The sequence below is a fragment of the Curvivirga aplysinae genome (genome assembly GCF_009711445.1).
In the GTDB taxonomy this organism is placed as follows: Bacteria; Pseudomonadota; Alphaproteobacteria; order UBA8366; family Aestuariispiraceae; genus Curvivirga; species Curvivirga aplysinae.
This window is the reverse complement of record NZ_SMMC01000104.1, coordinates 1-10,364: the sequence shown is the minus strand read 5'-3', so window position 1 is coordinate 10,364 and position 10,364 is coordinate 1. Positions and strand designations below refer to the sequence as shown.

At 42.7% G+C, this 10,364-nt stretch carries 10 protein-coding genes; 8 read left to right on the top strand and 2 right to left on the bottom strand.

Translation table 11 applies throughout. The features are described 5' to 3' along the window. The first annotated feature begins 50 nt into the window (after window positions 1-50). The 3 genes from E1160_RS02590 to E1160_RS02580 all read left to right on the top strand — a co-directional run bounded on the left by E1160_RS02590 (window position 51) and on the right by E1160_RS02580 (window position 2,070). The gene (locus tag E1160_RS02590) at window positions 51-872 is read left to right on the top strand and encodes a ComF family protein (protein ID WP_155153433.1); all 822 of its coding nucleotides are present in this window, start codon (window positions 51-53) and stop codon (window positions 870-872) included. An 88-nt stretch (window positions 873-960) separates the two neighbouring features. Then, a complete protein-coding gene (gene grxC, locus E1160_RS02585) occupies window positions 961-1,215 on the top strand; it encodes a glutaredoxin 3 (protein ID WP_155153432.1) in 255 nt (84 codons plus the stop codon). A 27-nt stretch (window positions 1,216-1,242) separates the two neighbouring features. After that, window positions 1,243-2,070: a carbon-nitrogen hydrolase family protein gene (locus tag E1160_RS02580; RefSeq protein WP_155153431.1), complete on the top strand. Its 828-nt coding sequence runs from the start codon at window positions 1,243-1,245 to the stop codon at window positions 2,068-2,070. On the opposite strand, the gene E1160_RS02575 is transcribed toward E1160_RS02580, so the two are convergent. After that, the gene (locus E1160_RS02575; RefSeq protein WP_155153430.1) at window positions 2,051-2,584 is read right to left on the bottom strand and encodes a class I SAM-dependent methyltransferase; all 534 of its coding nucleotides are present in this window, start codon (window positions 2,582-2,584) and stop codon (window positions 2,051-2,053) included. The two genes, E1160_RS02580 and E1160_RS02575, sit on opposite strands and share 20 nt — an antisense overlap. 155 nt (window positions 2,585-2,739) lie before the next feature. Between E1160_RS02575 and E1160_RS02570 the strand changes: the two genes are divergently transcribed. From E1160_RS02570 to E1160_RS02550, 5 genes are all read left to right on the top strand, one after another. Continuing rightward, window positions 2,740-3,156 (top strand): DUF1178 family protein, encoded by a 417-nt coding sequence (locus E1160_RS02570; RefSeq protein WP_155153429.1) that lies wholly within the window; start codon window positions 2,740-2,742, stop codon window positions 3,154-3,156. A gap of 91 nt (window positions 3,157-3,247) precedes the next feature. Then, entirely contained in the window at window positions 3,248-4,408 is a 1,161-nt protein-coding gene (locus E1160_RS02565) for an efflux RND transporter periplasmic adaptor subunit (RefSeq protein ID WP_155153428.1), read from the top strand. Window positions 4,409-4,420: 12 nt separating this feature from the next. After that, entirely contained in the window at window positions 4,421-7,531 is a 3,111-nt protein-coding gene (locus E1160_RS02560) for an efflux RND transporter permease subunit (protein ID WP_155153427.1), read from the top strand. 19 nt (window positions 7,532-7,550) lie between these two features. Then, complete coding sequence (locus E1160_RS02555) at window positions 7,551-8,288, top strand: HugZ family pyridoxamine 5'-phosphate oxidase (RefSeq protein ID WP_155153426.1); 738 nt, start codon at window positions 7,551-7,553, stop codon at window positions 8,286-8,288. Window positions 8,289-8,487: 199 nt separating this feature from the next. Next, the gene (locus E1160_RS02550) at window positions 8,488-10,083 is read left to right on the top strand and encodes a phosphoenolpyruvate carboxykinase (RefSeq protein WP_155153425.1); all 1,596 of its coding nucleotides are present in this window, start codon (window positions 8,488-8,490) and stop codon (window positions 10,081-10,083) included. A gap of 73 nt (window positions 10,084-10,156) precedes the next feature. On the opposite strand, the gene E1160_RS17070 is transcribed toward E1160_RS02550, so the two are convergent. Continuing rightward, the coding region (locus E1160_RS17070) for a hypothetical protein (RefSeq protein WP_218048666.1) at window positions 10,157-10,364 on the bottom strand (208 nt) is incomplete at its 5' end.

Below are 10,364 nucleotides of genomic sequence, written 5' to 3'. Positions count from 1 at the left end.
ATTTTAATAGATAGACTGAATCAACCACTCAAGAAACACGTTTGCAAAAAATGAAACTCACGTCTGTTCAAAGATTGAAATCCTCTTATTTTTTAAAAGACTTATTACGGCATAGTAAAAATACGATAGGCCAGTTGATAACAGCAGGCCTGAATGATCTTATGCCGCCGCACTGCTTAAGCTGCCATAAAGAAATATTACAACCACAATCAATATGTGAAGATTGTTGGCCCCAACTCTCTTTCCTGACACAACCTATATGCCATTGTTGTGGTTATCCATTTGAAAATAATATCGGCATTTCAAACCAAAGTTACTGTGCCGCTTGTCATGCAAAACGGCCACATTTTCACATGGCAAGAGCAGCCGTAACTTATAATGATTTAAGCCGCGATCTTCTTTTGAAATTTAAGCATGGAGACCAACAACATATAGCCCCCCTTTTCACAAGATGGCTGAATATGGCAGCTCTTCATTTCCCTGAAGATATAGATGTTGATTATGTTATCCCAATCCCATTGCATCGAAAGCGCTTGATAAAGAGACGATTTAATCAGGCCGCCTTATTGGCAAAGAGATATGCAAAACAAAATGATTTAATTTACATTCCTAATTTGTTGCAACGTATCAAACCAACTAAACCACAAGGCCATCTTTCTTTAAAAGCCCGACGTCGAAATCTGCAAGGTGCTTTTAGTGTTCCACAAACCTTCCATAAAAAACTAGAAAATCGGACAATACTGATCATCGATGACGTTTACACCACAGGCAGCACAGTAGAAGAAGCAGCCAAAATTTTAAGAAAGAATGGTGCAAAGGATGTTTACATATTATCGGTAGCGAGAGTTATACGCCCACAAAAAGTTGATTAAGTTAGAACAGATCACATATTGCATCCTATATCATCACCAAGTATGACATGCATAAATATACGGATTTAAGAAGTTAGGAATATATTAAATGGCATTAGTTGAAATATATATGCGCCCTATGTGCGGTTTTTGTGCAGCCGCCAAACGTCTACTAGATGGCAAAGGCGTCAGCTATACTGAATATAATATTTGGGAAGAAGATGGTCGCCAGGCCGAAATGATCCAACGCTCTAATGGTGGGCGGACCGTGCCACAAATCTTTATCAATGATCAGCATATCGGTGGCTGTGATGATATGATGGCGATGGAAAAATCGGGCAAGCTTGATCCACTCTTAGGCTAAAAATTACATATCCAGCGGGAGATTGCTATGATTTTGCCTTTGGCCTTGGTGCAAATGACCTCAACCACATCAATTGAGGAAAATTTGACTTTAGCGGAGCCTCTTATCCGTGAGGCCGCCAAACAAGGTGCAAAATTAATCTCTCTCCCGGAAGTCTCTAATCTGGTTCAAATAAAACGAACTGAATCAACGAAAGAAGCCTGTTTTCAGGAAGAAGACCGCTTCCTTTCAGGATGCCAATCTCTCGCGAAGGAACTTGGCGTTTGGATTCATATTGGGTCCTGCGTCATAAAATTGCCTGATGATAACCGAATGGCCAATCGGGCATTTATGATTGATGACCAAGGTGAAATCAAAGCCACCTATGATAAAATCCATATGTTCGACGTAGATTTGGAAGGTGGGGAAAGTTATCGGGAAAGTACATCATTTAAACCAGGAGAACACGCCGTTACCGTTGAAACCCCTTGGGGAACGATTGGTTTAACTATTTGTTATGATGTGCGTTTTCCACATCTCCATAGAAGTCTTGCCCATGCAGGGGCCAAAGTGATCTTAAACCCTGCGGCTTTCACTCAAAAAACCGGCGAAGCACATTGGCATATATTGCTAGCTGCCCGTGCTATTGAAACTACATGTTTTGTGGCTGCTGCCGCACAAACAGGTCATCACGATGATGGGCGTGATACTTATGGTCATAGCCTCGTCATTGATCCTTGGGGAAAGATGCTTGCCGATGCAGGTACGACAATCGGCATCATTCGTGTTGATCTAGATTTAGAAGACGTCACAAAAGCCCGTGCAATGGTGCCATCTTTGCAAAATGGGCGTGACTTTAGTCTTCCAAACAATTAACGCGTTTTGCTGCAAGGCGTTGGACTATTGCGTCAGAAGGGATAGTCACTTTTCCCTGTTCATATTGCAAGACATCAAACCCTTCACAAAATTCACGCAACTCCCTTTCTTTCAACAGAAAATTAGGATTGGATGGCTTTCCATAAACCTCATGACCATTTGCAAAGGTTTGATACATAATCACCCCGCCAGGCGCGACCAAAGCAAAGATATCTTCAAGCCGTTGACGAAAAAGGTAGTTAGTCACAATCACCACATCATATTGTCGCTCAGATAAAGGCCATCGATCCTCTTCTTCAAGATCAGCCTGTAAAAGGGTAACTTTTTCTTTGCTTAACAAATCCTCGACATTGGATAGATCAATATCAACAAAAGTAACCGATGCACCTCTTTCATGTGCAAGACGCCCATGGCGACCTGCACCACAAGCATAATCCAAAACTGATTTTCCGGTAAGGTCCGTTGCCAACCATTTTTCAATGAATGGGAGTGGTGTCATAGAAACATGAGACATATTTTTTCATCCAAATGCATAGAAAACGTGACAAAGCCTTGTCATTTCGATAGATAATCGCCAAATTCTGAGTTGAGTTAAGAAATATAACCTGTTTTTCAGGTGATGAAACTAGAATTTTGAATTTCTAAATGACGATGGAAATGGGTTAAAAGATGATTTCTTTTAATTTGAAATGTGAAAACGAACATGAATTTGAGGGCTGGTTTAAAGATTCAGCCTCCTTTGAAAAACAACAAGAACTTGGCTTGTTGGAATGTTCCATATGTGGATCAAATAATGTAAAGAAAGCCTTAAGCGCACCCAATATTTCAACCAGTCGCTCCCAACAGAAATCTCAAATCGAGTTTTTTACAAAAGCCCGTAACGCTATGGTGCAAATGCGCAAAGATATTGAATCTAATTGTGAAAATGTTGGTAACAAATTCGCCGAGGAAGCTCGCAAAATCCATTATGGAGAAAAAGAAGAACGCGGCATTTACGGCAATGCCAGCGCCGATGAAGTCAAAGAATTAGTTGAAGAAGGCGTAGAGGTTGCAGCTGTACCTTGGATCGACGACCAAACCAATTAATCTGCTTTAAGTGACAATAAACCTTTGAGATCGTAAATTTTTCACCTTATAGTAGCCCTAGATAATTTAATCTCTATGCGGGTACTAAATCATGCGTATTTCAAATTTCCCTATCACATTTAAACATTTGGGTTTTGCCTTACTTTTACCAGCTGCGTTTGTTTTAAGTGGATGTGAAGAAAAAGTAGAAGAGCAAATTGAAGTTACACCAAGAGTGAAATTCGAAGAAGTCTTCCCAGATGATAGTCAGCGTATCCGTAACCTTTCAGGACAAGTTCAAGCCGCAGAAACCAGTGTTCTAAGCTTCCCAATTAATGGACGTGTTATAGAGATGGCTGCAGAGCTTGGGGACAGTGTTGAAGCAGGTCAAATGATGGCCATGATGGACCCGACCAACTATCAATTGGCGAAAGATAAAGCCTCTGCACAAGTTCGTACGCAGAAAGCCAAACTGGTAGAAGCACAAGAAGAATATGTCCGCAAAGAAACCCTTTATAAAAAAGACCTTGTTGCCAAAGCTGCATTAGACACAGCAAAAGCAGCTCTCGACACCTCCTTAAGTGAGGTCGATGTGGCGATCAGTGAATTGAAACGTGCAGAACGAGATTTAGAAAAAACAGTGATCCTTGCCCCATTTTCCGGTGAAGTTTCGGTAAAGTCTGTTGAAACCTTTACCGAAGTTAGCATTGGACAATCCATTTATGAGTTAGAGGCAGAAGGGGCCATGAATGTTGAGGTTTTGGTCCCTGAATCTATGATCCAAAAACTGGATTATGGTCATCCCGCAATCGTTCGTTTTCCCGGTGCGCGTGGTCTGGAAATCCCCGCCATTGTCTCAGAAATTGCAAGCCAGTCAGAATCCGGAAATGCCTTCTTGGTTAAGCTGTCTTTACAAAAACCTGAAGAAGCACCCGCTGGCGAAGGTAGATTATTTTCCGGCATGACCGCAACTGTCAGCTTCTTGCTTGATAGCGAAACATCAGGACCCGTTTATACGATCCCGATCTCTGCGATTTCCTTGCAAAGCTTATCTGAGGCAAATGACGCGCAAAATGAGCGTAGCTCTCTTGCTCCGGTGTTTGTTTATGATCAAGCAACTGAAACCGTGAAACGCGTCTTTGTGACCATCGGCAAAACACGCGGCAATCGTTTAGAGGTTTATTCAGGGCTTAATGCCGGCGACAAGATTATCGTCGCAGGCGTTTCATTCCTGCATGACGGCATGTCGGCCTTGTTATGGCGACCGGAATAAGGAGGCTCTATCATGTTAGCTGCCCTCACCCGGTTCTGTATTGAACGATCCCGTCTGACGATTTTCTTTATTTTCGCCATTATTGTTGCTGGCTTTGCATCTTTTTTATCTCAGCCAAGTCAGGAAGACCCTGAAATCACCATCCGTTTTGGTCAAATTACAGCCAGTTATCCAGGTTTAGCTGCGGAAAAAGTTGAACAACTAATCATTCGACCCATCGAAGAAAATTTGAAACAAATCCCAGAAATCAAGTTCATCAAATCCCAAACAACAACAGGACAGGCACTGGTGACAGTGCGTATCTATCCGTCCTATTTCGATTTGGACCCTATCTGGTCAGATATTCGAAACAAGATGGATGATTTAAAACCCAACTTACCGGAAGGCACACAAGGCCCGTTTGTAAATGATGATTATGGTCGTGTTTCTGTAGCCACATTAGCGCTTTATGGCGATGAATATGATTATAAAGATTTACGATCTGTTGCCAGAAACCTGCGTGATCGTATTGGTGCCTTAGAACTTGTCAGTCGTGTTGATCTTTATGGCATTCAAGAAGAACGTGTTTGGCTTGAAATGAATCAAGACAAACTGGCCCAGATTGATCTATCTGCCAATCAGGTTGTGAGCACCTTGAAAGACCAGAATATCATCCTACCCGGCGGTAATTTAATCGCGGATGGTTTAAGCATCGGCATTGATCCAACTGGTAATTTTGATTCCGTTAAAGAAATTGAAAATGTCGCCATCCAAACCGGCGAAGATACAGGTGTTGTTTATCTAAAAGATTTACTAACTGTGCGACGTGGATATGTGGACCCTCCAGAACGCCCGGCTTTATATAATGGTCGTCCAGCCGTGATCCTTGGCATATCCATGGTCCCCAATATCGCTATTAAAGAATTTGCAGCTCAACTGGAAGCCGAAATCGCAATTCTGACAGCGGAACTACCTCTTGGCCTGAATTTAGATTATGCCACATATCAGCCCCCAATTGTCGATACCAGCATCAAAGATGCAACGTCAAATCTAATGCAAACTTTGGCAACAGTCCTTGTGGTAGTGATGTTATTCTTAGGTCTTCGTACCGGTACAATTGTCGGGTCCGTTGTGCCTATTACTATTCTGGCTGCGATCATCGCCATGCGTCTTTTTGACATCCCGCTTCATAGGATTTCAATTGCGGCGATTATTATCTCTCTTGGTCTACTCGTAGATAACGGTATCGTCATTGCCGAAGACATCAAAACACGATTATCTCAAGGAATGGAACGCTTAAATGCCTGTATCGAAGCAGCACGTAGTTTAGGCTTGCCTCTTCTAACCTCTTCACTCACCACTATCTTGGCATTTATGCCTTTAATGCTGGCTGATGATGAAACGGGTGAATTTATGTCCGCCCTCAGTCAGGTTGTCACGGCAACATTATTGGCCTCTTGGGGATTAGCGATCACGGTTACACCTGCCCTTTGCTATTGGTTCCTTGGGGATCGGAAAAAGTCAAAAACCAAAGAGAAAGAAGCAGAAGTTAAAAATCTATATGGAGGTACCTACTATAATCTCTTCCGTAAGTTTCTAAACTTTATGCTACGCATTCGTATCCCCTTCCTAGTGGTTATGTTTGCCTTGTTAATCTTGTCCGTCAAAGGCTTGGAAGATGTACCGAAACGTCTTTTACCACCATCTGACCGCGCACAATTTGTCTTACCTATTCGCTTACAAGCAGGTGTAGATGTCCGTGAAACACAAGCAGTCGTGAAACGTTTTTCAGATTGGGTGAATAACAAATCCTTAAACCCGGAAATCACCAGCAGCACAATTTTCATCGCCAATGGTGGCCCACGTTTTTTCTTGGCACTAAGTCCGCCTGACCCAGCACCAAACACCGCCTTTGCCATTATCAATGTGGCAAATCCAGAAGATCGTGATCCAACAATGGCAAAGGTTGATCGCTTTATTATCGAAAACATGCCGGAAGCAGAAGGCTTTACCGAAAAGCTTTTCCTAGGCTCCACCAAACCTGGAACCGTTGAATTACGTATTTTAGGCCCAGACATTCCTACTTTGATGGATAAAGCCAATGAAGTAATGGCTGGTTTTCGCACCATCCCCGGTACTCAAGATATCCGCAGTGACTGGGAAAACCCAGTAATCCGCATCAAAGTGGCGATTGATCAGGAACGTGCACGCCGAGCTGGTACTGATAGTCGCTCTATCGCGCAGGCACTTTCCACAAACTTTGATGGTGAAACCGTCACCTCCTATCGTGAGGGGGATAAGGTTATACCTGTTATCCTGCGTTCAGAAGAAGAAAAGCGCAGCACGCTTGATGACCTTAGGAGTGTGACTGTACCTTCCAGCAATGGCAATGTCGTACCACTTATCCAGATCGCCGATATTGATGGTGATGTGGTGCCGTCACAAATACGTCGATATAATCAAGAACGTGCGATCACAATCAGCGCTATTAATCCGAATATGGAAGCGGCAGGCCTTTATGCCGCTATGCAGCCTTCGCTTGAAAAATTGGATTTACCTTATAACTACAAGATCGAAGTTGATGGTGAGTTAAAAGGGTCTGCAGAGGCGAATGCTGCGCTCTTCAAATATATGCCGCACTGCATGGGGTTGATGTTGCTTCTGTTAATTTGGCAATTTAATTCTTTCAGAAAACCATTCATCATTGCCTTTACAATCCCGCTTTTGATTATCGGGGCAAGTTTAGGATTAAATCTGACAGGCGCCTATCTAGACTTTAACGCCATGCTTGGATTGATCAGTCTAGCAGGCATTATTATTAATAACGGTATTGTGTTAATTGATAAAATTGATCTGGAACGTGCAAATGGTACCGACCTTAAACAGGCAATCATTGAATCTGCAGTATCACGTTTACGCCCAATCGTTATGACAACACTCACCACTATTCTCGGACTTGTTCCTCTTATGGTATTTGGCGGGGAATTATGGTTTGCGATGACTGTCGTTATCATGTTTGGTTTAACAATTGGCACAATCCTGACCCTTGGCGTTGTACCTGTGCTTTACAGTTTATTATTCGGGGCTATTCCAAATCTTTTTGCGAAGATAACGAAAAAGCCACTTGCAGATAATAAAGCTTAATTAAAACGGGATTGTAATAATGGCGAATGACCAAGATATCGGTAAAGATATCCGTTTGTTATTGCGAGGTTGTGATCGGGCAAGTCTGGCGGCCAATCTGAACAAAGATCAGGATCAAAACCAATCTGCATATGTTGCATTGGTTTTGGTGGCTTTTGACATGAAAGGTCACCCGATCCTGTTTATCAGCAATCTTGCGGAACATACCAAAGCCTTAAAAGAAAACCCGGTCTGCTCCCTGTTATTAGATGGAACCACAGGACTTCGTAATCCTCTCACAGGCGCACGCGCAACCCTACAAGGGGCGATCGAGTTTCTAGATGGGATAGAAGCCGAACAAGCCAAAACACGTTATATTTCCAGACATCATTCCGCGAGAATGTATCAGGATTTTCCTGATTTTAATGTCGTGCGTTTTAACCCAACACGGGCCCATTTAGTTGCAGGATTTGGGAAGATTCACTGGATCAATTGGGCCGATATCTTGACTAATGACGATGTATCAGAGCTCACCCTCGCAGAAACAGATATCGTCACACATATGAACGAAGATCATGCAGATGTCCTTAACCTTATCGCAAATAAATTGCTAAATCGAAAAGGCGTGGGGTGGCAATTGACAGGCGTTGATCCGGATGGTTGTGACCTGCAACTTGAAGGACAGATGATCCGATATCCATTTGAATCACTTGTCTATACAGCGGATAATGCCCGAAAAGAATTTGTGGCAGCCGCAAAATTAGCACGGTCTTCCTAATTTTATGAAAAACGAACCATTGCTTTGAATCATTTTCGCATAGATTAGCGATTTATTTCATAATATTGCAATATTTTCTCATTTCGTGACTCGATTCTCCTGCTTGCCCTCTATATAGTGCGCAAAGACTTTGAACTTCCCTGTGAAACGGACTTGGAAGATCATTCTCTGTGAGGCGAAAAAAATTTAGGAGGGACCCTTGGGAACCCAGGGCAATACAACCGGGCTGGAAAGCGCCGGTATTATTAATAGCGTCGATGTGAAATGGAACCTTGGCGCAGAGGCATTATACGAAGAAACAATTTCCAAAGGTTTGGGGGTAATGACCAAAGGCGGCGCTTTAGCCGTTGAAACCGGTAAATTTACTGGTCGCTCTCCAAATGATAAGTTTATTGTTGAAGAAGCATCATCCAAAGATAATATTTGGTGGGGGCAGGTAAATAAAGGCACAACAGAAGCTGTCTTTGATGCCATGCATAAACAAATGACTGCATATCTTCAAAATCGCGAACTTTATGTTCAGGATTTATATGCAGGTGCGGATATTGATTATCGTTTAAATGTCCGTGTCATTTCAGAAAGCCCGTGGCATAGCTTATTTGCCCGCAATATGTTCATCCGTCCGGATCGTGATGACTTGGAAGGCTTCGCACCAGATTTCACAATCTTGCATTCCCCATATATCAATGCTGTGCCTGAACGTGATGGTACAAACTCTGAATGTTTCATTCTGGTCAATTTTGAAAAGAAAATGATTTTGATTGGCGGTACACGTTACGCAGGCGAGATTAAGAAATCCATTTTCTCTATCCTAAACTATCTATTGCCTGAACAGGGTGTTATGCCAATGCATTGTTCTGCTAATATTGGCCCAGATGGCGATACAGCAATTTTCTTCGGCTTGTCTGGCACAGGTAAGACAACGCTTTCTGCTGATGGTTCTCGTACCTTAATCGGTGATGATGAACATGGCTGGTCCGACAATGGCGTATTTAACTTTGAGGGCGGTTGTTACGCAAAAGTGATTAATCTGTCCCCAGAAATGGAGCCAGAAATCTATGCAACAACGGAACGTATGGGTACGATCTTAGAAAATGTTGTCTTTGACCCCATCACACGTGAAGTTGATTTTGACGATAATAGCCTAGCTGAAAATACACGTGCCTCTTACCCAATTGATTTCATTCCAAATATCAAGGAAAATGGTCAGGGTGGTGAACCGAAAAATATTGTTATGCTCACCGCAGATGCTTTTGGTGTGTTACCTCCAATCTCTGAATTAACTGCAGATCAAGCGATGTATCACTTCCTATCCGGTTATACAGCACGCGTTGCTGGAACGGAACGCGGGGTTACAGAACCAACAGCGGCTTTTTCCACCTGTTTTGGCGCACCATTTATGCCACGCCACCCAAGCGTTTATGCGAAATTGTTGGGTGAGCGCATGGCTAAATCCGGTGCCAAATGTTGGCTCGTAAATACCGGTTGGTCCGGTGGATCTTATGGTACAGGCAAACGAATGAGCATCCATCATACACGCGCTATGGTGCGTGCTGCTTTGGATGGTCGATTAGATGATGTAGGTCGCGTGACTGATGAAAACTTTGGTCTTCATATTCCCGCTTCTTGCCCAGATGTACCTGATGAAGTTTTACAACCTAAAAACACATGGGAAGATAAAGCAGCCTATGATGCGACAGCTTCTAAACTTCGCGGTCTGTTTGAAGAAAATTTCAAACAATTCGAAGAACATGTGGATGAAAGTGTTAAAAAAGCCGGTATTTTTGCCGCTTAAAACATCATCATACCAAATAAAAAGGCGATCCAATCCGGATCGCCTTTTTAATTTCATATAAGATAATTAAAAATTAATCTTCGCTTTTGGATTTTGCCACAGCAAGAACTGCATGAATCACACAAATAAGCCAGATCGGCCCACCGACAAAGGACCCAACGCCAAAAGTAAACAAGATAGACCCACCGGAAAACAACCATAGGATCAAGTTAAAAATCGCTTGGAAAGGCTTACCTACTAAAAACAAAGCCAACCATGGAATCAAAATCGCCACCAAATAC

Bases quoted from the DNA above. Each gene is read 5' to 3' on its own strand.
- E1160_RS02575 (WP_155153430.1), bottom strand. From the start codon at position 2,584: ATGTCTCATGTTTCTATGACACCACTCCCATTCATTGAAAAATGGTTG.
- grxC (WP_155153432.1), top strand. From the start codon at position 961: ATGGCATTAGTTGAAATATATATGCGCCCTATGTGCGGTTTTTGTGCA.
- E1160_RS02590 (WP_155153433.1), top strand. From the start codon at position 51: ATGAAACTCACGTCTGTTCAAAGATTGAAATCCTCTTATTTTTTAAAA.
- E1160_RS02565 (WP_155153428.1), top strand. From the start codon at position 3,248: ATGCGTATTTCAAATTTCCCTATCACATTTAAACATTTGGGTTTTGCC.
- E1160_RS02555 (WP_155153426.1), top strand. From the start codon at position 7,551: ATGGCGAATGACCAAGATATCGGTAAAGATATCCGTTTGTTATTGCGA.
- E1160_RS02560 (WP_155153427.1), top strand. From the start codon at position 4,421: ATGTTAGCTGCCCTCACCCGGTTCTGTATTGAACGATCCCGTCTGACG.
- E1160_RS02570 (WP_155153429.1), top strand. From the start codon at position 2,740: ATGATTTCTTTTAATTTGAAATGTGAAAACGAACATGAATTTGAGGGC.
- E1160_RS02580 (WP_155153431.1), top strand. From the start codon at position 1,243: ATGATTTTGCCTTTGGCCTTGGTGCAAATGACCTCAACCACATCAATT.